The sequence below is a fragment of the Pseudoalteromonas sp. '520P1 No. 423' genome, assembly GCF_001269985.1.
GTDB lineage: Bacteria > Pseudomonadota > Gammaproteobacteria > Enterobacterales > Alteromonadaceae > Pseudoalteromonas.
Genome location: NZ_BBZB01000001.1, coordinates 381,786 through 407,492, shown reverse-complemented (window position 1 = coordinate 407,492; position 25,707 = coordinate 381,786). Strand labels below are relative to the sequence as shown.

General features: G+C 34.6%; 17 protein-coding genes and 1 pseudogene. 8 read left to right on the top strand and 10 right to left on the bottom strand.

Translation table 11 applies throughout. The features are described 5' to 3' along the window. Window positions 1–94: 94 nt before the first annotated feature. The 4 genes from PSA_RS01860 to PSA_RS01850 all read left to right on the top strand — a co-directional run bounded on the left by PSA_RS01860 (window position 95) and on the right by PSA_RS01850 (window position 5,669). On the top strand, window positions 95–355 hold the full coding sequence (locus tag PSA_RS01860) for a hypothetical protein (RefSeq protein WP_042149024.1): 261 nt from the start codon (window positions 95–97) through the stop codon (window positions 353–355). A 119-nt stretch (window positions 356–474) separates the two neighbouring features. Continuing rightward, a complete protein-coding gene (locus PSA_RS01855; protein WP_082305602.1) occupies window positions 475–984 on the top strand; it encodes a glycine betaine ABC transporter substrate-binding protein in 510 nt (169 codons plus the stop codon). Window positions 985–1,118: 134 nt separating this feature from the next. Continuing rightward, complete coding sequence (locus PSA_RS26730; RefSeq protein ID WP_269432751.1) at window positions 1,119–1,253, top strand: hypothetical protein; 135 nt, start codon at window positions 1,119–1,121, stop codon at window positions 1,251–1,253. Between the two features lie 768 nt (window positions 1,254–2,021). Beyond that, a complete protein-coding gene (locus PSA_RS01850) occupies window positions 2,022–5,669 on the top strand; it encodes an ATP-binding protein (RefSeq protein ID WP_052380131.1) in 3,648 nt (1,215 codons plus the stop codon). Between the two features lie 98 nt (window positions 5,670–5,767). Here the strand turns inward: PSA_RS01850 and ygjK are convergent, their stop codons facing one another. Together ygjK and PSA_RS01840 are read right to left on the bottom strand one after the other, a co-directional pair. Beyond that, a complete protein-coding gene (gene ygjK / locus PSA_RS01845) occupies window positions 5,768–8,206 on the bottom strand; it encodes an alpha-glucosidase (RefSeq protein ID WP_042149021.1) in 2,439 nt (812 codons plus the stop codon). Then, the gene (locus PSA_RS01840; protein WP_042149018.1) at window positions 8,206–11,409 is read right to left on the bottom strand and encodes a glycoside hydrolase family 2 TIM barrel-domain containing protein; all 3,204 of its coding nucleotides are present in this window, start codon (window positions 11,407–11,409) and stop codon (window positions 8,206–8,208) included. Before PSA_RS01840 ends, ygjK begins: the two co-directional genes overlap by 1 nt. A gap of 224 nt (window positions 11,410–11,633) precedes the next feature. Between PSA_RS01840 and PSA_RS01835 the strand changes: the two genes are divergently transcribed. Together PSA_RS01835 and PSA_RS27015 are read left to right on the top strand one after the other, a co-directional pair. Next, window positions 11,634–13,712 carry a S9 family peptidase gene (locus PSA_RS01835; RefSeq protein ID WP_042149015.1) on the top strand — a complete coding sequence of 693 codons (2,079 nt, stop codon included), beginning with the start codon at window positions 11,634–11,636 and terminating at the stop codon, window positions 13,710–13,712. A gap of 91 nt (window positions 13,713–13,803) precedes the next feature. Beyond that, window positions 13,804–14,016 (top strand): annotated as a pseudogene (locus PSA_RS27015) (TfoX/Sxy family DNA transformation protein); the annotation flags it as partial. 39 nt (window positions 14,017–14,055) lie between these two features. Here the strand turns inward: PSA_RS27015 and PSA_RS01830 are convergent. The 4 genes from PSA_RS01830 to PSA_RS01815 all read right to left on the bottom strand — a co-directional run bounded on the left by PSA_RS01830 (window position 14,056) and on the right by PSA_RS01815 (window position 19,778). Beyond that, on the bottom strand, window positions 14,056–16,833 hold the full coding sequence (locus PSA_RS01830) for a pitrilysin family protein (protein WP_042149012.1): 2,778 nt from the start codon (window positions 16,831–16,833) through the stop codon (window positions 14,056–14,058). A gap of 146 nt (window positions 16,834–16,979) precedes the next feature. Beyond that, window positions 16,980–17,735, bottom strand: a complete 756-nt coding sequence (locus tag PSA_RS01825) for an ABC transporter substrate-binding protein (RefSeq protein WP_042149009.1) — start codon at window positions 17,733–17,735, stop codon at window positions 16,980–16,982. A 111-nt stretch (window positions 17,736–17,846) separates the two neighbouring features. Next, a complete protein-coding gene (locus tag PSA_RS01820; protein WP_052380130.1) occupies window positions 17,847–19,343 on the bottom strand; it encodes a dipeptidase in 1,497 nt (498 codons plus the stop codon). Between the two features lie 57 nt (window positions 19,344–19,400). Then, window positions 19,401–19,778 (bottom strand): hypothetical protein, encoded by a 378-nt coding sequence (locus tag PSA_RS01815; RefSeq protein ID WP_042149006.1) that lies wholly within the window; start codon window positions 19,776–19,778, stop codon window positions 19,401–19,403. Between the two features lie 302 nt (window positions 19,779–20,080). Between PSA_RS01815 and PSA_RS01810 the strand changes: the two genes are divergently transcribed. Next, entirely contained in the window at window positions 20,081–21,220 is a 1,140-nt protein-coding gene (locus tag PSA_RS01810; RefSeq protein ID WP_042149004.1) for an MBL fold metallo-hydrolase, read from the top strand. Here the strand turns inward: PSA_RS01810 and PSA_RS01805 are convergent. Together PSA_RS01805 and PSA_RS01800 are read right to left on the bottom strand one after the other, a co-directional pair. Further along, a complete protein-coding gene (locus PSA_RS01805) occupies window positions 21,217–23,022 on the bottom strand; it encodes a winged helix-turn-helix domain-containing protein (protein WP_052380129.1) in 1,806 nt (601 codons plus the stop codon). The two genes, PSA_RS01810 and PSA_RS01805, sit on opposite strands and share 4 nt — an antisense overlap. 123 nt (window positions 23,023–23,145) lie before the next feature. After that, entirely contained in the window at window positions 23,146–23,574 is a 429-nt protein-coding gene (locus PSA_RS01800) for a PACE efflux transporter (protein ID WP_371257845.1), read from the bottom strand. 103 nt (window positions 23,575–23,677) lie between these two features. Here PSA_RS01800 and PSA_RS01795 point away from each other — a divergent pair, with 103 nt between their 5' ends. Next, window positions 23,678–23,980 (top strand): LysR family transcriptional regulator, encoded by a 303-nt coding sequence (locus PSA_RS01795; RefSeq protein WP_052380128.1) that lies wholly within the window; start codon window positions 23,678–23,680, stop codon window positions 23,978–23,980. Between the two features lie 94 nt (window positions 23,981–24,074). Here PSA_RS01795 and PSA_RS01790 read toward each other — a convergent pair whose 3' ends face one another. Together PSA_RS01790 and PSA_RS01785 are read right to left on the bottom strand one after the other, a co-directional pair. Next, complete coding sequence (locus PSA_RS01790; RefSeq protein WP_042148998.1) at window positions 24,075–24,974, bottom strand: LysR family transcriptional regulator; 900 nt, start codon at window positions 24,972–24,974, stop codon at window positions 24,075–24,077. 61 nt (window positions 24,975–25,035) lie between these two features. After that, window positions 25,036–25,677, bottom strand: coding sequence for a LysE family transporter (locus tag PSA_RS01785; RefSeq protein WP_042148995.1), 642 nt, complete (start codon window positions 25,675–25,677; stop codon window positions 25,036–25,038). Window positions 25,678–25,707: the final 30 nt, after the last annotated feature.

Genomic DNA, 25,707 nt, shown 5'->3' with positions numbered 1-25,707 from the left:
ACAGAATGATGTGAACAAATTTTAGAAGCATTTAATAATGATAGATTTTCAATTTTAAAGTGCTTTATTTCATTATTAGCTTAAGGGGAATTAAGTGGACAAATTAATAACACAGTTAGCTCAAGTAAGTAGTGCTGCAGATAAATACATCGCACAATATGCAACTCATGGTGGTTTTGTGGGCACTAAAGAGCAAATTATGGATCAATTAATAAGTTTGAAGAAGGTAAACGCTATTAATAGCAACCAACGAAATGTAAGTAATTTTGATGATATTTATGAATGTATTTGGCCGATTTATCAGAAATATGATTATCAAACTTACCGGCCCACAAAATGTGATTGGCTGGCGTAAGCTACTTAAAAATAAAGTTATTTAATATGTACTTAGGAGTTTAGGGTGGAGTTAACCCAAATATTATCAAAATATAAAGGCCGCACACTTAAAGAAGAAGAGCTAAGTCATTATGTTAATTGGGCAGTTCTACGGATCAGTGGGTCGCTTTGAGAAAGGGCCTAATTCATTTACAAGTAGAGGTTTGGCAAAGTGAGCGTATAGGGCCCTTTAGAACTTATGTAAATAAAGGTTTTATTGTTGATGTTGGTAGTCATCAAGCTATTGGTCGGGAAGATTGGTGGTATCCAGAGTATGTAGAAAAAAGCTGTAGTGGATTACCAGATTGGCGCGCATTAAATAATTGTGCAAGTATTTTTAATCTTGATAACAACGCTGAAAAAGGAATTTTTTATACCGGACCATGGAATTATCGCGATGCTGATTTAATTAGGGCGCTTAAATTAAACTTCACTATAGAAAGGTTAAAAGATGCAAATACGATTTGGCAAAAATTAAAACAAGCACAAGAATCAAATCAACCTATCGTTATACTTAACTGGACACCTAATTGGATTGATGTGCGTATTAAAGGTATATTTGTTGAATTCCCTGAGTATGAAGAAGCATGTGAATTTTATCCCACTTGAGGGCAAAATAAAAAAATGCTTCATGATTGTGGCAATACAAAAAGCACATTATTAAAAAAAGCAGCTTGGCCTGGACTTGAATCAAAATTACCCTGCATCTATGCACTTCTCAAAAAATTAGTTTTACCAACGACATGATTTCAGAAGCATCTGCTTTAGTTTCTGCTGATGGTTTTTCTGAGGAGCAATCTGTAGCGCTGTGGCTAAAAAAATATGCAAAACAAAATCAGCAATGGTTAGATTTTCAATGTTCCGAGTTTGATCAATAAATTGAGTGAGAGATCAATTTGGATCTTGCCATTTTCACTATATTAAAAAAGATCTTTGTATTTCTAATCAGAAACTGGAAATTGAAGGCCTTGCTCAATAATGAAACTAAATCTGTTCTAATTTTAAACTTTAAATATATGATTTATATTGGTTTTTATTTTCTGTTTTATTAATTATTAAGGTGTGTTTTATTGATTCTATTTACATATTAACGTATTTAACAATTTTGCAACTCTTATTCTTGGTGTTCTAGTTGGTTGCTTTACATCTTGTTAATCTATTAGAGGTTTATTTGAACGAGATTGGTTTTGAGGTAAATATTAAGGTTTTAGTTTTTATGGTTGTTATTTAAACATTTTTTATATTAGCTACTCTCAGCTTTTCTATAAAAAGATGATTTATGAGGTGAAAATAAGGATCTTTAAAGCTTTTTAAACCCGCGTGCATGAGTGAGTTAAACGATAGCGTTTTTATTGCTTCTATTGACTGAATAACAATGTCAATCACACTGTATTATTCTTTATTTCGACTATAGTTAATTGGACAAAACTTCTCGTTTTAGGTGTGGTTATGAATGAGCAAAATAAAACAGAATTTAAATGGTTAATGGGGCTGTTAACTTTTCTGTTCTTGTTTCTAATATTGCCCTCTGATGAGCTGTCTCTATTTCATACTTGGTTTTTACATTAACTATGTGGACCACTTTGTTACTCTTTGCAGCTCTAAAACCTTATATATTGTTTAAAAGAAATAGGGTGTCTTAGCTTATGGATAAACGTTCCATCTGTTTTATTTTGATAGCACTACTTTTTGCAAAACCACTGTTCGTTATAGCGCAGGAAATTTTCACGGATGTAAATTTACCTATGATGAATTTCACTCCGGAGTCTGGTTTAAGTCAGGTGACAGTAAATGCGATTACGCAAGATAAAACAGGGTTTATGTGGTTTGGTACACAAACGGGTTTAAATCGTTTTGATGGTTATGAGTTTGTGCAGTATAGAGCTACACCAGCTTCAAAAAATCATTTAGCGGGTAATTTTATTACAGCGCTACAAAGTTGTGATGAGAATGGATTATGGATAGGTACTACGAGTGGATTGAGTTTATATGATATAAATACAGGTTTATTTCGTTCATTTATAAAAAGTTTTAACCCGACGATTCCTTCAGATAATGTGCAAAAAATAATATGTTCAAAAGAACACATTTTTGTAGGTACTCAGGCAAATGGTGCATATAGAATTAGTTTAGATGATTTTAAAGTAACTATATTTCACGGAACTCAAAACTTAAAAGTGATGGATATGAGGCTATCTTTAAATCATGTATTTATCGCAACTGATGAAGGTTTATTTTCTGTAGAGCGAAAAACGTATGAATTAAAAAAACATACAAATAAAGCTCTAAATACAATTGCTATACTTGAAAACTTTATAGTTGCAGGTCGAAACGATGCATGGCTAGAGTATTATAAAATAAATGACTCTAATCTAGATTTAAAGTGGCGGCATTCGTTAACTGAAAACGATAAAAACACAATCAAAGTTGTAATAAAACAGAGTAATATGATTTATGTTGGCACTAATTTAGGGGTCTCAATATTTGATACAAAAGGCCAACTTCTCCAAACTTACCAACATAATGACTTAATATCAAATAGCTTAGCTGATGATATTGTATTGTCTTTATTTATTGATAATAAGCTTGGCCTTTGGATTGGAACAAACTCAGGTGGTGTGAGCTACTTCTCTAATGAAATAAAGAAGTTTGGTCATGTTAATCATCAAAATTATCAAGAAAGCCCCATCGACCATGTAGATATCAGAGCATTTTCTTCCGATGCTAAAGGCCAACTCTGGTTTGCTACAACTAAGGGAGCTTATGTATTTAATGATGAAAAATTTATTAAAGCTGATATTTTATATGAACAGTTAAGGCCATTTGAGAATGCTTTCATTACTAATTTTTTTATAAATGGTAATGATATTTGGTTTACAAGCAGAGGAGATGGTATTGCTAGATTTAATATTAATACTAATGAGTTTGAGCAATATTCTTCAGAATTTAACAATTCACCTGCAGTATCTGTTAATGATTTAGTTCTATATGGTCGTGATATTATTGCCAGCACTCGAGGTTATGGTTTGTTGCGCTATGATGAACATAAAAATATGTTTGTTGGGTATTTGAATGACAAAAATAATACCTCAATGGATACAACTGATCTTTTGGTTAAAGATGAGACTCTTTGGTTTGGTTCTGTAGGTGCCGGGTTATTTAAATATCGCAATAATCGTTTAGAACAATTGAATACATCAAATGGATTGTTCTCAGATATCATATTTTCATTAGCATTAGACGATAAAGGTCGAATTTGGAGTACCAGTGAAGTAGGAATTAATATTACGGATGATAATTTAAATATCATCGAATCTTTAAATCAAAAAAAAGGCCTTATTAATGAATCTGTTTGGAGTATTGTTTTTGATGATATAAATAGCATGTGGGTAGGTACCAGTGATGGTTTAGCACGTATATATGTAGATACTTATGAAATTGATAATTATAGTGCTCTCGAAGGTGCACAAAGTGCAGAATTTAATTTTGGCGCGGCTTGGAAATCGAATGAAGGGAGGATTTTTTTAGGAGGAACCAATGGCTTTAACCAATTTTTACCGAGTGAAATAGTTGAAGTGACGCATAAACCTAATTTATTACTGAATACTATTTCTATTTTAGGTGAAGAGATTACTCCCCAAAATTCACCAGAATTAATTCAACTTCAGCCTCATTTGGTGAAAGAAATTACATTAAATTACGATCAAGATATTATGTCATTTAACTACGTTGTTTTAGCTTTCTCTAATCATCGACAGATGTCATATTTTTACAGAATTATAGGCTTATCAGATAAGTGGATGTCCTTAGATGATAATAGTAGGCAGATAAATTTAATTAAACCTTTACCAGGTAGTTATCAATTAGAAGTTTATGCATTAGATCAGCATGGCAATAAGTCAAATATGCATCAATTAAATATTGAATTATTAGCTCCTTGGTGGTGGAGTTCAGTCAGTAAAGTTGTTTATATATTTTTAGTTACTAGCGCAATAATCTTAATATTTTTATATCGTTACTGGGTATACAAGCAAGTTATTAAAGATAATCACGCTATGGCTGAACTCAAACAAAGGTTGGAACTATCATTATGGGCTAGCGGTGATGAACTTTGGGATTGGGATTTAATCAAGAATAAAATACGTCGTTATACAGTTGAATCTCGCATTGATTATGGAAATGGGCAAAATGGTGAAAGTATTGATTTTATTCATATTGAAGATAGAGATGCCCTGCATAAAAAAATAGAAGCCTGCTTACATCAAGGTGTTGATAGTTATGAATTAGCAGTGCGAGTTAAAGACTTTTTTGGTAATTGGTGTTGGGTATTAGATAGAGGTAAAGTTGTGGCTAGAAACTCACAAGGAAAAGTCACTCGTATTGCAGGTTCAATGAGAGATATAACTGCTCTCAAACAGCATGAAGATTCTTTACAAGACTTAAATGACAAGTTAGAGCAAAAGGTGTCGCTAAGAACAGTTGAAATATCTAAAAAAAATGAAGCGTTAAAAAGTGCATTGTCTCAATTAGAGATTGCGCAAGAAGAGTTAGTTGAAAGTGAAAAAATGGCTTCTTTAGGTAGTTTAGTCGCGGGTATTTCTCATGAAATAAATACACCATTAGGAATTGCAATGACAGCAATTACCCATAATCAAGATTGTTTGATCGAAATGGAACAAAAATTAGATAATAAAAGTTTAACTCAAGATGACTTAATAAATTCTAATAATAATCAAAAAGAGGGTTATAGGTTAATTTTAAAAAATTTAGATCGCGCAAATCATTTAATCGCCAGTTTTAAACAAGTTGCTGTTGATCAAAACTCTGAAACTCAGAGGGAAGTGAATTTAACTGAATATATTCATGAAGTAATGAATTCTGTTAAACCTTTATTTAATAAAAAGGTGATTGGCGTTGTTATCGATGGACCAGAAGCTTTAACTATAAATACATACCCTGGTCCCATTTATCAAGTTATCACGAACTTAGTTAATAATTCTGTTTTACATGCTTTTGAACATTTAGAAAAAGGTGAAATTCGCATTGAAATTAGCATACTTGAAGGGCGTATATGCTTAAATTACTTTGATAATGGTAAAGGTATGGATCTTTATATGCTCAAACATATATTTGATCCTTTTGTTACCAGTAAACGAAATCAAGGTGGCAGTGGCTTAGGAATGAATATCGTTTATAACTTGGTAACTCAAGTATTAAAAGGAGAGATAAAGTGTTTCTCAAGCCCAGAAAGTGGCTTTGAAGTTAAAATCTATTTTCCGGTGAGTATAAACTAATTTTAATACCAGAATATAAGCAGAAAAGCGTTTTATAACCTAATTAGACAATTTTCATTAGATTATAAAACGAGGGGAATTACAGTTATCTCAAGCGGTTATTTTTGTGTTTTATACTGATACAACATGTATAAATGAGCGGCACTCCAACTGAAGTTAGTTGCACCTTGTACTGCACCGGTTTCAGGGTTGTAGTTTTCTCTAATTGGGCCATCATCCGCTAGACCCTCAGCACTTTTTAGTAGCTTAGTAACCATTAACTCAGCTTGTTCGTTAAAACCATAATTAGCTAAGGCAATAACACCAAAGTAATACTGATCAAGCCATACTCTACCACGCCAATAAATATCAGCATGATAAGCTGGATTACTTAATGCTGCAGTGCCCAATGGAATAGTGCTATTAAACTCTGTAGCTTGTGACATGATTTTTGCAACTTCAGAGGCTTTACTTGACTCTGCAATGCCAGCCCATAAAGGACTCCAACCTTCAGGACCGCGACCTCTGGCTACTAATAATTCGCCATCACATTGCGTGGCACTGCTTTTATCACTGGTAATTTTTATGTCGTAATAAAACCCTGTTTTATCATCATAAAAACAGCTGTTGATACGTTTTATTAATGTATTGGCTTGTTGTTTGTATTGATTCGCTGCTTTTTTGTGGTTGAGCAGATTTGCCATTTTAGCGAGCAGTTGTTTTTCTTGCGCTAAGTAAGTATTTAGTTCAACGGATTCCTGATCGATTGAAAAACCAAGCAGTTCGTCTTTATCGTTTTTATTTTCAAAAAAGCGCACTTGCCAATCAGCTCTAGCTTGCTTTAAGTTGCCTTTATAATGCTTTTTAGCGTACTGATTTATTTGCTCTGAGTTAATAAAACCAAAACGGGCAGCGTTATCCATGCCAGATTCCCAACCTGCGCCATGTTGCGCGCCAATATCTAAATCGAGATACAATCCAGTATCTAAAACTTGTTCGTATAACACTATGCCTGAACAGGCATACCAGTTTTTTTCTTGTTTAGTACAGTTAGATAAATCGATCTCTTTAGGGTGTTTATCATATTGCACTTTAAAGGTGATATTACCGTTAGGGTTGTTATGTGCTCTATGTTTGGTGGCACCATACTCAATTAAACCATTTTGATTATGGTCGCGATTGCGATACCACCAATCATGATAGGCAATAAGTTTAGGGTACATTTCTTCAATAAATTTGATGTCATTGGTTTGTTGGTAAACTTGCCAGACAGCCCAACTTGCTAAAGGCGGTTTAGTATTACGTTCATTCCAGTTACCGCCTTTTCCGCCACGGGCTTTGTCTTTATTATAAAATACTGCATCTATCACCATGCCTGCATCTTGTGGTCGTAGTGCATCATCAGCGTGTATTTGATAATCAAACATTGCACGAATATTGTTTTTTGCGATTTCAGGATTAAAGTTAGCCATAGCATAGGCATGTTTCCAAGTATCCCAAGCCCAGGCACCATTAAACCAACGTGCCGTAACAGAAGGTGACACCATATCGTGTTTAATTTCACCTGCTGCGCTGCGCCAATTACCATTTAAGGTTTCTATGGTTTTAACTGCCAATCTATTATCAATTAGAGTATTTTGATTGCTTAAGCCTAGATCTAAATAATTTTCCCATCTCAGTTTTGATTGAGATATATAATCTTTTGGCTGGCTTAGTATTTTTGCTACCTGTATTTGTTCACTTAAATATTCATCTTGATTGTGCACATAAGATTGCACTGTATAAAGCGTTTCGCTTTTATTTGCTGGAACTTTAACTGTGCTGTTACTGGTATAACTTAAATTTGTTTTATCAATTGTCGTATTGGAATCAATAGAGCGTTTAATGCTATAACGTGCTTGATCGGACATCATAATGTTCCAGGTATTTTGTACTTCACTGAAACTGATATCTAAGCCCCGCTCAATGACGCTAATATTGCGTTGCCAATTTGGTAATGCTTGTTTTATGGTTTTATTACCATTGTACTTCTTAAGTAATTTACCTTGCCAGTTTAAATCTAATTCTAAATCCTGATGTGTTAAATTTGAGATTTTAGTACTGACAATCGCACTGCGGTCGGTTGCAAATGAAAGTGATAATTCAAGTTTTAAATCAGACCAAATATAGCTTTGTTTTAAACTACCAGGTAGAGAATTAAGCTGTTTATTCGCTTTTGAAAAGTCATAATTATTACCTGTATTTTGATTAACTAAAGTTAATCGTTCTAATGATTCGGCTAAAAATAAACTATATTCTTCGGCAATGATCATAGGACCTGTAAAAGCGCCTAATAAGCTATCTTCATCTGGTAATAAAAATCCATGCCAGCTACCCATATCAAGTAAAGGGCTGAATTTTTGATTGCCATATTTATCATAATCTTTCATTTGTTCTGGTGAACCAAAACGGTTGATCACATCTGCATAAGTAGTATTACTTGCGTTAACCGAACTGCTTAAACTAGATAAAACTAATAAACTTAAAGCAGGTTTGAGTTTTTTAAATGCTTTATTCATTATTGTTTCCTAGCTGCTAGTTCAGTAACGCTTTGTGGTTTAATAAAAGGCACTAAGGTGAAGCCATAACTGTGATCTTGTGCTTTTATCGTATAAGGCGCGTGTACTAAACGGCCCCAAGATGTATCACCGCCAACACCCATTTGTTTATGATCTATATTTACTGTTACTAAGTTTCTCATAGGCACTTCTGCACCATGTTTAGAGGTAACAGGCACTAAACCTGAGGCTGATTCTTCGCCATCTTTACCTGCAATAAAATCAATGTCAGCTTGTAGATATGGCCATGCACTGACTGATAATGGTTTATCACCAATAGCTAATAGCCCTGCGCCATTGTTACTTTTTAACGCTAACCAACGTACATCAGTTTTATTGCCGTTTTCTTGTGGGCGAGCATAATGATGGATTTGATCTTTCACTTTGCCTTTATAGGTCGATATTTTGGCTGCACTTTTACGATCGGCATAGGTTTCATGTGGTCCACGACCAAACCAGCTCATATTTTGGTATTCGCCAGGGATCACTAACTGCATACCAAAACGCGGTAAATTAGGTAATTTTTGATTATCAGCTAAATCGAGTGCTGTTTTTACATGGATTTCGCCTGAATGAGAAATAGTATAAGTCACTTGATAGCTGCCTTTAAAGGCATTGCTGCTGTAGTGGGTATTTACTTCAACGCCTGATTCGTTAGCTTTATTATTTATGCTATTTAACTTAAGTTTTGCGCCTGCACCTTGCCAAATACTTGCCCATTTTTGCATTTGATTGCCTAGGTCATTATCTGTTGGTGCACGCCAAAAGTTAGCAACTAAAGGCCGCGTTATTAGCTGATTATTTAGATATTGATACTGGGATAACCAACCAGTTTTTTTATCAAATGTTGCCGATATTAAGTTATTACTAATAGTCATTAAGTCATTTTGATTGGCTATTTTTAAATTATCAGCACTTGGGATTGATGGAATGTGAGTTTTACTCTGTGAAAATTTTACATATTTCACTGGCACTTCAAATTGCTCAAAAGCAATCTCATGGCTTTTTTTAAGCAAGGGTTTCGTTTTATTTACAACAGCCTTAACAGTTACGAAATACTCTTTAGGGCTAGCGCTCGGTAGCTTAGGTAAGTTTAATTGAACTTGTTGTGTTGTTTCAGGTTTTATATTTGGCATTGCTTGATGGCCAGTTGCAATAACCTCACCGTTAGCCTCTAATTGCCACTGTAAATCGTATTCATTTAAGTTAGTGAAAATAAACTTATTATGAATATCAATCAGACCAGCTTTTATATCTACCGCTTTAAAGCCAACCGGTTGGTATACTTTTTTCACTTCAAATAAATGAGGGTGAGGTACGCGATCTGGATTAATTAAACCGTTATTTAAAAAGTTACCATCGCTTGGTAAATCAGGATGAAAATCTTTACCGTATGCCCAATATTTAACGCCTTGCGCATTGGTGTATTCTAAAGATTGATCAACCCAATCCCAAATAAAACCACCTTGTAATACATCGTACTTTTCGATCACATCCCAGTAATCTTGTAGGTTACCAACAGAATTACCCATAGCGTGAGCATATTCAATCATGATCCCTGGCCGGTCATTATTATTTTTAGCGTATTTTTCTAACCTTTCTATGCTTGGATACATAGGTGCAAAAATATCAGTATAATGTGCTTCGCCAGCAGGCTCATATTGGACTGGACGGGTACCATCGTTCTCTTTTAACCATTGGTAAGTGGCTTCAAATACTTTACCTTCACCGGCTTCATTACCTAAAGACCAAATAATAATAGAAGGGTGATTTTTATCACGCTCAAACATGCGTTGAGTTCTGTCTAAATGCGCTGGCAACCAGCTCATTTCATTACCTATTTGGGTATTCTTATCGATTGCTAATGGATGCGATTCGATATTAGCTTCATCAATCACATACATGCCGTATTTATCGGTTAGCTCATACCAATATGGGTCGTTTGGATAATGGCTAGAGCGTACTGCATTAATGTTGAATTGCTTCATTAAGCGAATATCTTGTTCCATTAATTCTTTAGTTACTACGTGACCATTTTGCGGTGAGGTTTCGTGACGATCAACTCCTCGTATATAAATTGCTTTGCCATTTACCGTTAACTGACCATTTTTAATTTCGATATGACGAAAGCCGATTTGATCCGTTAAGGACTCAATGATTTCGCCATTTTCATTTTCTAAATTAATTAATAAAGTATATAAATTGGGTGTTTCGGCAGTCCACAATCTTGGTTTATTTAACTTACCATTTAAAGATAATTCATTTTGACCTAGCTTATTTAAACTTAGTTTTTGTGAAGCATTTAAAACCACTGTCATATTTTGCGCAGGGTCTAATAACTGATAGCTAGCAGTTAAATTTTTAGCTTGTTTATCAGCATAGTTTTTAACAGTTAAATCGAGCTCAAATTCACCTTGAGTGAAGTCTTTATTTAAACCAGGCTTAGCATGAAAATCAAAAATATGTTGTTTAGGCGTTGCGTATAAATATACGTCTCTTTCTATACCTGAAATTCTCAGCATATCTTGGCTTTCTAGATAGCTAGCGTCTGTCCAGCGGCGAATTTGAAAAGCTAATAAATTATCTTCTTTTACATATTCGGTTAAATCGAATTCTGCAGGTGTTTTTGAGCCTTGGCTATAACCTATTTTTTTACCATTTAACCATACATCTAATGAGGATTTAGCGGCACCCACATGTAAAAATACTTGTTTGTTTTTCCAGCTATCTGGTAATTTAAAAGGTTTTCGGTAAGAACCTACAGGGTTGTAATCTTCAGGGGCATCTGGCCAAGTTGTGGTAAATGGAAAGCGTTCATCAAGATAAATTGGGTAACCAAAACCTTCAATCTCCCAGTTACCAGGCACAGGAATTTGCGACCATTGTGAATCATCAAAACCTTTTTTCTCAAATCCCGTTGGTGCATTTTTAGGATCTTTTTGCCAATTAAACTGCCATAAGCCATTTAATAATAAGTAGTTATTGTTTTGGCTTGGTTGGTCTACTAATGCTGCTTGCTTTGATAAATACGGGAATAGTGTGGCGTGGGGTGCTTGTTTGTTTATGGCAAATACTTGGTGGTTTTGCCAATTAGGCTTTTGTTCAGCGAAAACATTAGCTGTGATACCCGCACACACTATTAAAGTAGAGAAAGCAATTTTCATAAGATTACCAGTTTTGTATATTATATAATTAATATTATAAATAGGTTTGTATCATAATTAGTCGTCAATTTTCAATAAAAATGCATGTAAATACTTAAAATTTTTTAGTAGGGTTATTTCAGTGAGCAAAATTACAAGCTTGAGAGATACCTCTTAATAGTGCAGTCACATATTTAATCGGGTAAACTCAAGGCATACTTATCTTATTGATGGACTAACGTTTAGTGTCTGAAAAAATATCTGAAACTTCTAAAGAAATTAAAGCGCCGATAGCAAAAAAATTATCACATTTAATGACTCACCATGATCACCAAAGAGACGATAGCTACTACTGGATGCGTGATGATGAACGTCAAGATGAAGAAATACTTGCTCATCTAAAAGCTGAAAATGATTATTGTGATCATATCTTAGCTGGCCAAAAACCATTAGAAGATAAGATTTTTGAAGAACTGAAAGGTCGTATTGTAAAAGATGACAGCACAGTGCCTGTACGTGATGGTGATTTTTGGTACCACAGTACGGTAAGTGGCGATGATGAGTTTGCATGTCACTACAGAACAACTAGCTTTGAAGGCGCAAATAAACTTTTATTGTTAGATGTAAATCAGCTTGCCAGTGATTATGAGTTTTATGAACTTGGCGATATCTCAATAAGCCAAAATGACGAATTACTTGCCTATAGTGAAGATACTGATGGTCGCCGTATTTATACCATACGTTTTAAAGATATTGATACCGGCGAATACTTGGCTGACGTATTAGAAAATACTGAAGGCCAAACTGTTTGGGCTAATGATAATAAAACAGTTTTTTACGTTAAAAAAGACTTAAAAACGTTATTAGGTTTTGAAGTTTATCGCCATAAATTAGGCACTTCACAAACTGATGATGTATTAGTTTATCAAGAAAATGATCGTAGCTTTTACATGGGGTTAGGTAAAAGCCGTGACGAGAGTTTAATTTTCATCGACCTTGAATCTACTGAAAGTAGCGATACTTGGATTTTAGATGCTAACAATCCCGATGGTGAGTTTACTCAAGTAATTGAACGTGAAGAAAAACATGAGTTTGATATCAATAAATTAGGTGATATTTTTTATATCACAACCAATTGGCAGGCTAAAAACTTCAGGTTAATGACTGCTAATCAAGATACGATTCATGATAAAACTCAATGGCTAGAATGTATTGCTCATAGAGAAAATATATTATTTGAAGGCGTAGAGTTATTTACTCACTTTATGGTTGTTACAGAGAGAGAGCTTGGTCAAATTCGTTTTGTTGTTTATAAAAAAGATGGCACTAAATACCCATTGGAATTTAACGACCCTTGTTATTATGCTGCTGTGGGTGATAACCCTGAGCCAAGTAGTGAAACTGCAAGACTATATTATTCAAGCTTAACAACACCGGGTTCATTATTTGAATTTGATTTAAATACTGGTGAGCGTAAACTATTGAAGCAACAAAAAGTACTAGGTGACTTTAACGCTGATAATTATGGGTCAGAGCGTTTATTTATTGAAGCCAGAGATGGTGTAAAAGTGCCGGTATCTATTGTTTATCATAAAGAAAAATTCAAAAAAGATGGCACAAACCCATTATTTCAATATGGCTACGGCGCGTATGGCATCACAATCGATCCAAACTTCTCAAGCTCTGCATTAAGCCTATTAGATCGCGGTTTTGTATATGTAATTGCGCATATTCGTGGTTCAGAAATGTTAGGCCGTGATTGGTACGATAATGGTAAAAAACAGTTTAAACAAAATACCTTTAATGACTTTATCGACGTAACAAAAGCTTTAGTAGAGCAAGGCTATGGTGCTGAAGATAAAGTATGCGCATCGGGCGGTAGTGCGGGTGGTTTATTAATGGGCGCAGTGGTAAATCAAGCGCCTGAGCTTTATAAGGGCATAGGCTGTCATGTACCATTTTTAGATGTCTTAACTACTATGCTTGATGAAAGTATTCCGCTTACAACAAATGAATATGATGAATGGGGTAATCCGAACGATAAATCGGATTACGATACTATTTTAGCTTATTCTCCGATGGATAATATCAAGCAACAAGCGTATCCAAATACTTTAGTGACAACAGGCTTACACGATTCACAAGTACAATATTGGGAACCAATGAAGTGGGTTGCTAAAATGCGTGAATATAAAACAGACGACAATGTTTTAGTATTCAAAACAGATATGGATGCAGGTCATGGCGGCGCATCAGGCCGCTTTAAAAGCCTAAAAGAAAAAGCCTTAGAAATGGCATTTTTCATCACCCTCACAGACGTATAAAATTAAGAGATCTATAAAGGGGTCGGAGTACATTAATTTAAAAATGAATTAATGTACTCCGACCCCTTTTCAGTCTTTTACTACGCCAGAAGAGCTTGCTAAGTTAGGTGCTGTTCGTACATTTATAAAATTACGAGACAATTCAAATACTAAGCAAAGCTTAAACTTTTTATTTGCGTTAGTTGGGGCTTTAGAGAATAAACATTGGGCGAAAATTGCTAAAGAAGAGAAAGGACGTTTATTAATTGAGTTGGATGGTTTTAAAGAGTTAGAAGAAGAAATAAAAAGGGGGCGGAGTCAATAAACGTTTTTATTAACTCCGACCCCTTTTTAAGTTTTGTGGTTAACGCAGTTTATTACCTTCGGTATCCCAAACTTCTACGTCGCCTAAGTTTAACTTTTTAACATCGGCTTCAATTTTATTTAAATCACCTACTACAACCCAAACCATAGCATTTGGATCAAATGCTGATTTAGCAAGTTCAGCCATCATTTCAGGCGTCATGTTATCGTATTTGCTTTGTAGTACCTCAGCTGACTTTTGTGGACGTTCAAGGTTATTATTGCTAACCATATGACCTAAAACAGTTTTAGCTTGCTCAAATTTGCCTGGTAAAGTTAATGTTTTACTCTTAACAAATAAATCCAGTTCAGCTTGTGTCGCAGGGTGTGTACTTCTGTAACGGGTGATTTCACCAATAACCTCATTCATTGCATCGGCTGTTTTATCACTTTGTACTGGTGCGTAGTTATACCAAATACGTTGGCCACGAGCAGTCGTAATTCCTGTGTAAGCGCCGTATGCCCAACCTTTGTCTTCACGTAAGTTCATATTCATACGTGCTGTGAATGTACCACCTAATAGACCGTTCATAGTTTCTAGTTCTAGGTGGTTTTTTTCACCTGAAGATGGCATTAAATGCCCTGCTACTATCATGCTTTGTGGTGAATTAGGGCGGTCAATTAAGATTACTTTTGGCTTTTTAGCTAAGGCTACGGTTTCGAATGATTTATTGCCTTTAGCTGCTTCAGGCGCTTTCCAGTTACCAAAAGAAGCCTCAAGTTGTTCAGTTATTTCAGCTAATGTTGTATCACCAGCTACAAATATTTTTGCGTTATCAGGTCTGATCCAAGCGCTATGGAATTGTTCCATATCGTTAGTGGTAAATGACATTACAGACTCTTCGGTACCAGAACTTGGGAATCCATATGAATGCTCACTACCGTATAGCGCTGGTAATAACACATCAAAAGCGATTGATTGCGGGTTGTTTTGGCTTTTTTTGATGTCTTCTATTGTTAATAGTTGATCACGTTTTAAATCATTAGCGTTAAATGCTGGATTCATAACAACATCAGCCCATAAATCAGCAGATGCCGCTAAATTAGATTTAAGTACAGATGCATTTACTCTAAATATATCTCTAGAAGAGCTTGCACCTATACGGGCACCTAAAAGCTCTTGTTTTTCGGCTAACTCAAGTGAAGAGAGTGATTTAGTGCCTTCGTTCATCATGCCTAAAGTGAAAGAAGCTAAACCCATTTTATTTTTTACATTAGCCGCATCACCGCCATCAAAAACCATGCTCATTTCTACAACTGGCACACTGTGACGTTCTGATAAAAATACTTCAATACCGTTAGATAGCTTAGCTGTTTGCACATCTGGTAATGAAAGTTTTTTAGCTTCTGTCATCTCAGGACGTTTACTGCGATCAGCACCCGTTTTAGCAACCTCATGTTTGCCAAATGGTTTAACAGTTAGTTTGTAATGTCCGTCAGATAACCATTCTTTTGCTGTTGCTTGAATATCAGCAGGCTTTGCGTTTTCAATCCAGTTTAATCGCGTATTAACAAAGTTAGGATTACCTGCGTAAAGTGCGCCTTGTGCTAAAGTGCTTGCTTTACCACTGATAGACTCTAATGAGCGAATTACACCGCCATTGATAACAGTTTTAATTCGAGCAAGCTCTGCTTTTGTCGGGCCGGATTTTAAATATTCATTTAAAATATCATCTACCATTTTTTCCATTTCTTCAGCGTTACCGCCAGATTTCAAAGTAACTGAAATAGAGAAAGTACTTGCTAGTTCATGTCTTTCTAATGATGCATATACATCGGTTGCAGCTTGGTTTTTATGAATTAACTCTTTATAAAGACGAGAGCTTTTACCTTGTCCTAAAATTGCAGCTGCAAGTGATAACTCAGTTGCTTGTTTAGTTGTACGTCCAGGTACAGCCCAATTCCATGTAATACGTGTTTGTGAAACGTTATCGTACATAACTTCAGAAGTATTAACTGTGCGCTCAGGGATCATAGACGTCATATGGTGTAATGGGTCGCCTGATGCAATATCACCAAAGTATTTTTCTACTTTTTCTTTTGCTGTGTCAACATCAATATCACCGGCTAAAACAACAACTGTATTGGCTGCGCCGTAATATTTAGCAAACCAAGATTTAACATCGTCAAGTGAAGCTGCATCTAAATCAGCCATAGAGCCAATTGTAGAATGTCTGTAAGGGTGGCCTGCAGGGAATAAACCTTCTAATACACGATATTCAGACATACCATAAGGCGCGCTATCACCTTGGCGTTTTTCGTTTTGTACAACTTTGCGCTGTTCATCTAATTTATCTTGAGAAATTGCACCTTCAAGATGGCCCATGCGATCCGATTCCATCCAAAGAGCGATATCTAAACCTGAAGTTGGTACAGTTTGATAATAGTTAGTACGGTCAAACCAAGTTGTGCCATTTAACCCTGTGGCACCAATTTCTTGTAGTGGTTTGAAATAATCTTCGTTTGCGTTTTCTGAGCCATTAAACATCAAATGTTCAAATAAATGGGCAAAACCAGTACGGCCTTTTGGCTCATTTTTAGAGCCTACATGATACCAAACACCTAAAGTAACTATAGGTGCTTTACGATCTTCATGTACAACAACGCGCAGGCCATTTTTAAGGGTAAATTCGTTATAAGATAAGTTAACAATATCTTTAGATGTTGACGCTTCTACATTAGTTGTTGTATTTGATGTTTCGCTTGTTGAAACACACGCTGTAGTCATAAAAGCCAGCGATAGTGCCGCTGCTAGTCTGGTTTTTTTAGATAAATCCATGATATACCCTTTGAAGTTTGACCTAAACAATTTATAAAAGTTAAGTAAATTAATTATATAGTGTTTGAAACTAAATAAGAATGCTTCAGCGTTTCTGTATAGGGTAAAGAGGGGCTTTAATTGCAAATGTTTGTAAATGAAATTTCTTATTTTTTTGGTAAATAAGCATCGTAAACAGCTTCAAACTCACCAGTTTCTTTAATCCTCAACAGCGCTTTATTAAAATCATCTCTTAGTTGTTGATCGGTAAATGCCATAAAAGAGTGGGATGTTGGAATATGAAATAAATAGTGAAAATTGAGGTCATTTAATTTAATGTCATTCTTTAAATTATTTTCTAAATAATACGCAATTATATTTTTATCCATAATCACTACCTTCACGCGATTTTTTGCTAGTTGCATTAACAAAGCATCCATATGAAGGTGTTCATAATAACTAGGGTTTTTAGTCACTGTATCTTTAAATTGTTCACCAAAAAACTCAGTTGCACCTTGAAAAGATGCGACTGAAAATTGACTCAGTTCAGGTATCTTATTCAGTGTTATATTTTGATTTTTTAGTGAAACCGCAACATCAGAATATCTGAATACAGGTTGCGATAAATAACCTTTTTTGATTTGTTGTAAGCTATTAATATTGGCTGCGGCATCGAGTCTACCTAAAGATAACTCTCTTGCTATGCGATTGTTACCCATATAAACAAACTGAATCTTATAGTGAGGTAATTGTGCATATACAGCACGTATCACATCAACAAATAACCCTGAATTGTCTTTTTGAATAAAAAAGGGCTCAAAATTTCCGACGCCAATCGTTAGCTCTTTTTGATTTAATTGCGCAAAAGCTAGGTTTGAACAGATAAGAAAAGCTATTGTGGGAAGCGTTACAAAAAACTTCATACTTATAAAAATTCACTATTTCTTTTTGAGTGTGTGAATTTCAGTATAGTTTAAAATAACAGCAGGACATATTTGCAATATGTCCTGCTCTATATTTGTAAATTTATTTGATTATTTAGCTAATTCAATCATCACAGCGGTATACATTTGTAAGTTGAGTTTGAATTGTTTCATCGTAATAAACTCATGTTCTGAATGCCCTGTATATTCAGCATTTGGCATGGATGGACCAAAGCTAACTGCATTAGGAAATAATCGTGAGTTTGTACCACCGCCTATCGAAATAGGTTTAGGGTTTTCAATACCTGTGTAGTGTGAAAATACATTTAATAAGGTATCTAAGTGAGGCGCATTTTCTTGTACAAATGGTTCTTCTATTTCACTTTCAAAATTTAATAAGGTTACTTTATTTTTAGCTTGCCATTGGGCTAATACTTGCCTTATTTCTAGCTCAAGTACACGAGTCATCTTTCCTTTTGGTCTACGGATATTAATATTAAGCTGTATGCCATCATCTAGTTGTTTTAAAACAGTTGGCGATACAGTCATTTTTCCCATAAAGGCATCTTCATAGCTCATTTCGCCAAATTTTTCGCCATATAAACCGGTACCTAAATTATCATTGATAAAGTTAACTAAAGCGCCACTTGTACTATTTGGCCAATGTTTAAATGATAAAAGCTCAGCGAGATGTGTTATTGCATTTAAGCCATGTTCTGGTTTAGATGAATGTGCTGATTTACCTAAAGCTGTGATGGTGAGCTGTTTTTCTTGCCATTGATAGGTGTATTTTATTTTAGGGTGTTTAGCTGCAATTTGTTGAATATGTTTAACAATAAATGGGTTGGCATTTTCTATTACAGCTTGGGCATCTTCAGGAATTTGGCTACCAAACAAACCGCCAGTAAAAGCACTTAAATAAGGTTTATTACTGCTAATTTCACTTTTAGGAAAGGTCATTTTTAACATGCCCCAGCCTTTTTCTGCTATTACAGCTGGATATGATGCATCAATAGTAATGTTAGTTTGCGGCAAGCTATTATGTTTTATAAATTCCTTTAATGGCTGCCAATCACTCTCTTCAGCCATGTACACATAGAGTTCTAAACGCTTATTAAGTATTATGTTTTTATCTTTAATTGCTTTCATGGCATACATAGCGGTAGAAATAGGGCCTTTATCATCTTCTGTACCGCGGCCTATTAACTTGCCAGGTTGTGATGTTGAATCTAATTCAAATGGTGATTTAGCCCATTTAGCTGGGTTTACAGGTTGTACATCTCCATGAGTAATAATACCTACACGTTCTTTACTTTTTCCTAAACCAACGATGGCTACATAACCATGATCTTCAAAATCTAACCCTAGAGATAAGGCTTGTTTTTTGAGCTCTTGTTTAAACGCAATATGGGTCGGATTTTTTGTAGAGGGCGTGCCTTCTATAGCCACCGTATTATATTTAATTAGCTGTTTTAAGCTTTGCACCATATCTTGTTGGTAAGTTTTTACTGCGTAATCAGCAGTACTTTGTGATACAGAACTGACTTGCTGAGCTTGACACAATAATGGCGTAAATAAACATGATAACAAAGCTAACTTTTTAAACACTGGCGCTCCAAAAACATAAATTAAATGCAGAAAGAGGCATACTATAACAATTACTGATTAATCAAAAACGTAAGGGCATCCAGAGAAGTCATTGAATTCATCGTTCCATCTTTGTACGTCATTGGCTAAACGCCAGCGAGAATGAAAGAACTGCATGAGGCAGGTGCCTTGTTTTAGTTGTACTAAAAACGTATCGAACTCTTTTACATCATCATAATTAGGATATGTGGCACTTTTAGGCCAAGTTAAACCGCCTTGGCTGTGCGTGTAACTTAGCCAAAAAGCTTCTCCTGATTGCCACTCTTTTGCATCTTGATTCCATACTTGTAAGGTGTCGCTGGTATATTTAGCTTCACCGTGTTCAAGTGCATTTGAATATGCACTAAATAATAAAGTGAAGCATAAAGCCATAATGGTTTTCATAGGGGGTTTCATAAGGGTATCCAAGGTTAACTACTCTAAAAATACTAGACCTGAATATGCAGAATAAATTTCTTTTGTTAGGTTTGCACAGTGAAAAACTTATTTGTAATGCCTATTTTACGTTACAGGTAAACTTACTTATTCTTGTGGTTTCTTCATGCCGATTTTTATAGGTGATTTTTAATTTGTTTAAGTTGTTGTTTTTATTTGTTAATTTTTCTATTGGTTTTTTATTAAGTAAGAATAATTTTTGGATAAGACTTAATGTTTCTTCTTCATTATCTTAAATATAAATTTGTTGAAGGTATTTGGTTATGAAACTTAAAGTGTTATCAAAAATTATTTCTGTTCTGGTACTAGCTGGATGTGGCACGTCTGCTACGCGTATAGAAAATCCTGAACGATTAGAAAACAATGGACAATATCAAAATTTATTTCCTAGCCATTATGTTGGTAATGGCCCTCATCATATAAATGATGATTTAGATTTGCTAAAACCAGAAGAAAAAAAAGTCATAGAAAGAGCGTTCTTTGACCCTTTACCATCCCATAAATATAGTAAAAGTCATGGATATGAATTTTCAAATTTGGTGTATTCAGATATTAACATTGATGCAAACAAGCAAGGTGAACTGACCTGGTTAGGGCATGCTAGTTTTTTAATTCAACAAATGAACAATGACGCTTTAGTCACAGATCCTGTTTTTCACGAGTTTGACGATTTTTTAGGTTGGTTAGGGCAGCAATTAAGTAGTTCTTTTGTAAGACTTGGAGAAGCACCTGTTAAAGCAGATAAATTACCTTTTGTTTCAGGGGTTCTGATTTCACATGATCACTTTGACCATTTAAGTAGCACAACACTTAATACTTTTAGTAAAAATACGCATTTGTACTTACCACTAGATAATAGCGATGATGTTGATTACTCATCTGGGCCAATCACTGAAATGGATTGGTATACACAAACCCAACATAACAAAACCAAGATTCATTTTTTACCAAGCAATCATAATTCATCTAGAGGTATGTTTGATACTGATAAAAGCTTGTGGGGGAGTTGGATGATAAATGATGGAGAATACAAAGTGTACTTTGCTGGAGATACAGGTTATAGCGATGTATTCAAAGATATACGGGAAAAAGTAGGTGCTATGGACGTATGTTTAATGCCTATTGTTGCATATCACGAAGGTAAGAGACGTGTTCATATGTCACCAGAAGATGCCATACAAGCTGCTGAAGATTTAGGTTGTAAAATATTTATCCCTTGGGGATACGGCACTTGGACTTTAGGCTGTGAACATGTTCATGAGCCACTTAGACGGTTAGATTTAGCTATACAGCAATCAAAGCCAAGCTTCATTGTAAATCCTTTAAAAATGGGAGAGAGCTTAAATTATCACAAATTATTAAGCTCTATCGAAGGCAAGGCTGCAAAAAGTGTAGGTATTTAATGTGTTAAATTATCAAAGTAACCAAGTTTAATTAACTCATGCTTATGTTTGTCTAACCAGAAATTAGATGCATTGTGTTTAATATAATTTTGATAATCGGGAGTATGAGGTTGGTTTATATGTGTTTGAAACTGATATAGCAATAATGCCGCATGTAAAGCATGGTTGTGTTGATAATTTAATCTTGCTTTGTCAAATGCGCTTTTTGCAATATTGAATGCATCATTAAATTTGCCTTCAGCTTTAAAAAGTCTCGCTTTTTGGCTGAGATTAAAACTATTTTCAGGTTGAGAGTGGAATAAAGATATAGCTTTGTCCCATTGTTTGTTTTCTATATACCAACTGAGTAGATCTTCAATAGCGCTTTCATATAGCCATTGATATTTAGCTAGCTTTGGTAAACTTAATATTTTTAAATAGTATGATTCTGCTTCTTTTTTATCAGATGCAAATAGACCAAGATGATAATAAATAATTGCAAAGTGAGCGTCTGAAACTTGGTGAGTAATTAATAGTGACTTAGCTGTATTTAAATATTTGTAGCGATTAACCATATCATCTAATTTATGAAATAGAATTGAGCCTGTGGTATATGCTGATATATGGGCTAATACATCATTTTTTTGTTGGGCATACTTGGCTGCATTAAGGATATGTTGCTCTACTTTAGCTGATTTTTTTAATGCGTAATAAAGCCATGCCTTTGAGCTTGCTACTTTGTATCGTATTTCTGGAAACTTCTCGTCCGCTAGTTGTGTTAACGAGAGGTTGTAATGTTTTAAGGCTTGATCAAATTCTTGCTGCTGATGAAAAATTCCGGCTTTGACTAATGATCCTAGAGCGATATAAGGAGATTCAGGCTCTAGGTTGATCAACTGTTCAACTAATGCTTTGGCAACATCATAATCTTGGTTATTAAGCTGTTGTTTTAATAAGTGGTAAATTACAGAGTGATTATTAGGCTGTTTATCTAAAAGCAATCTAAGTTTTGAGCTTAATAAAGCTGGGTTTGCTTCATTAAGGTAACCTGACTCCTGTATGCCATCGATAGTCTTTTTAAGTGATGTAGCTAATGATTTTTCATCTTGAGCAATTAAATAGCCTGACCAACTTCTTTTGCTACCTACGAGTTTGTATTCTATAAGTAAATTTTTATAATAAGGGGATAAATATCCTGATAAAACCACCGAGTTGCTTTCCAATTTCAACGTTTTTTTTGTCATATCTGGATAGTTAAATAAAGATAATGTCGAGGTCGATGACAAATGTTCATTACCATACTTACTTATTAAATTGTTTAAGTTATCAAGTTGTTTTTGCTCTGCATCACCCGCTAAAGAAAAAGGGATTAAATGAAGTTTATTGTTAGGTTTTTTTTCTTCTGAAAAGTAGAGAAATATAGCCATGGCAAAAATAATAATTAAGGCGGAAGTAATTAAAAAAGGATAATTTAATGGATTATTATTTATTTTGGCTGGTGGTAAGTCGATTTCACTTTGTGGCGATTGTTGTCGTTCAAAAGGTAATTGTAATTGATAACCTTTTTTAGGAAAGGTTTTAATAGCATGACTGCCAAATACGCTACGTAATTGACTTATGGTCTGAAATACAACTTGTTCGGATACACTTTGTTCTCCCCATATTTCTGTGAGGATTATTTCTTTACTTAAAATAGTGTTTTTATTTTTAATAAATAAAGCCAGTAATTTAGCTTCATTGTTTTTTATCGCTTTGGGTTGTTCATTGAAGTAAAGCGTTAAAGTATCTTGGTCAAAACAATACTTTTCGAAGTAATAACGCATGGTTGCTTTCTATTTGTTTTTTTAGAATTATATATTGTTTCGACTTGGTCGCTAACAGTTTTCATAACATCCTGAATAATAATTTTATTTCAGGATGTGTCATAGTTTATGACTAATAGAGAATTAAACTTTTTTAAAGTGCGATTTTACAGTGGAGTTAGTTTGAAGTTTTATCCAATTAGCTGTTTTATCGTATACCCAGTTAAAAGCGATGGCATAAATTAAAAAGAATACAATAAAACCAATATCCATTAATAAAGCAGTTAAAAAGCTCAAATTTAAGGCCCACATGATCAGCGGTAATGTCAGTATTAACATACCTAATTCAAATGTCAGGCCATGAAGTAAGCGGTTAGAGATACTTCTATTGATACGGTCCGTACCAAATATTTTGTCAAAACCCATATTAAAAATATAATTCCAGGCCATTGCGATTAGTGATAAACCAATAGCTAAACCTGTCATAGTGCTCGCAGAGCCTTCAACAAAGAAAAATGCAAAGCTGATTAATAGCAATAACGCCAATACTTCAAATAAGACTGAATGAAAAATGCGTTCTTTATGTGATATATAAATAACCTGATAAATTTAACTTGTGGTAAATAATATCTGCTAAAAAGATTGAAGAAAGTTAATAACTATCAATAAAACTGATATGTATAATATTGAACAATTAAAAATGTTAGTGCTTTGCGCTGAGTTAGGTTCATTTTCAGCATGCGCTAGAAACTTAGGGAAAGTTCAGTCAGCTGTAAGTCAGGGCATTGCTAATTTAGAAATAGATTTGGTGTTGCAATTGTTTGATCGCAACACCCGAAAACCAACTTTAACTGTTGATGGTCAAAGAGTTTATCAATATGCAAAAGCGGTATTATTCCAAACTTCTGAATTAGATAAAGTCGTTATTTCTATTACCAAGCAAGAAGAATCGATCATAAAACATGGAGTATTCCAGTAGATATAGTGACAACAAAAGGCGTTGTTATGGGGCCTGCCATGACGTGGCTTTATAATGAATTGAAAACCATTATTTCAGACTAAAGCTATCAATATTAAAGGTTTAAAATTTGTTGTTTAATCCATTTAAAGCTAGGTTTCGCAGAGTTAATTTTGTGCCAATATATATTTAAATGGTAGTTAGGGATATCAAGTGGCGTTTCAAATATTTGAATATTGATTTGATTCGATAATTGCTCTGCTATGGCCCTGGGGATTGTTAATAATAAATCAGAATGTAACACCGTATGTGGTGCGACTAAAACACTTGGTAATTGCAGGGTAACATTACGACTGAGCTTTAGTTTTGCAAGTGCCTCATCTACTACTCCCGACTGCTCACCCCAAGGCGATACTCTGACGTGAGATAAAGATAAGAAGGTGTCTAAATCTAAGCCATTAGCTAATGCTGGATGATCAGCTCTTGCTATTGTGCAATAGCTTTCTTGTAACCAAGTAAAAGACTCTATAGTTGATGAGCTTTCAATAAGGTGACTATATCCTAAAGCAAAATCTACTTGATGATTTTCTAATAAAGCTAGAGGATGCTGCTCTTTAGCGCCAATAACATTGAGTTTAATATTAGGGGCTTGATGATTAATTTTACCTATTAATCGCGGTAAAAGGCTAAATTCAGTGTAATCGGTTGCTGAGAATTTAAATTCTGAAGTATCTATTTTTGGGTTAAATAATTGAGTGTCATTTATCGCTGATGAAATTAATGGCAGCGCCTTAGTTAAGTATTGAGCAATTTCTTGTGCACGCGCAGTGGGTACCATTACATTATTTGTTCTGATAAATAAATCATCGTTTAAGCGTTTTCTTAATCGAGATAAACCATGGCTAAAAGCCGACTGACTTATGCAAAGCTCATTGGCTGCTTGAGATACAGATTGATGTCGATATAGGGCATCAAACATAACCAATAAGTTTAAATCCAGCTGATGCAAATCCATTGTTATGCCCTAATTAATTTTTCAGTTCCAATTGTAAACTTAAAGGTCTTAGTTTGATAAGTTAATTTATCAGACCTGAAATGATAACTGCAGTTACGCTTAAAAATAAAATACCTGTTACTAGGTTGATAGTTGGCGTAGCGCTTTGCATTGTTTTTTGAATATTAGGCTTAGATAAAACAAAAGCGATAAAAATAAACCAAGCTAATGATAAAACAAGCAAAAGACAGGTTGCAGCGATTTTAGTTGTAAGGTTTACATTAGGGGTTATCAAAGTCGAAAATAACGTAATAAAAAATACCATAGCTTTAGGGTTTAGCATATTGGTATAAAACCCTAATAAAAATCCTTTTTTGACTGATAACTTGTTTCTATTATCTTTTTCAAAAATAATGCTTTCTTTGTCTTGCCAATGAGTAATCGCAGCTTTTATAGCACCTATTCCAATCCAGCCTAAATAGCTAGCACCTATGAGTTTTACAATAATAAATAGGGTTTGTGAGCTTTGAATAAGTAAACTGACTCCTGTTAAGCTCAATAGTGTGTGCGCCAAAATCGCAATAGATATTCCTATTGCAGCTGCAATAGCTGTACTGCGACGTTCTTGGCTTGCCATTTTTACTACAAGCGCAAAATCAGGGCCTGGGCTTGCAAGTGCAACACTGTGGATCACAGCAAGTGAGATAAGAAGTTGTAGTTCCATGATTTAGCCTAAAAAGTGATTTGATATAAG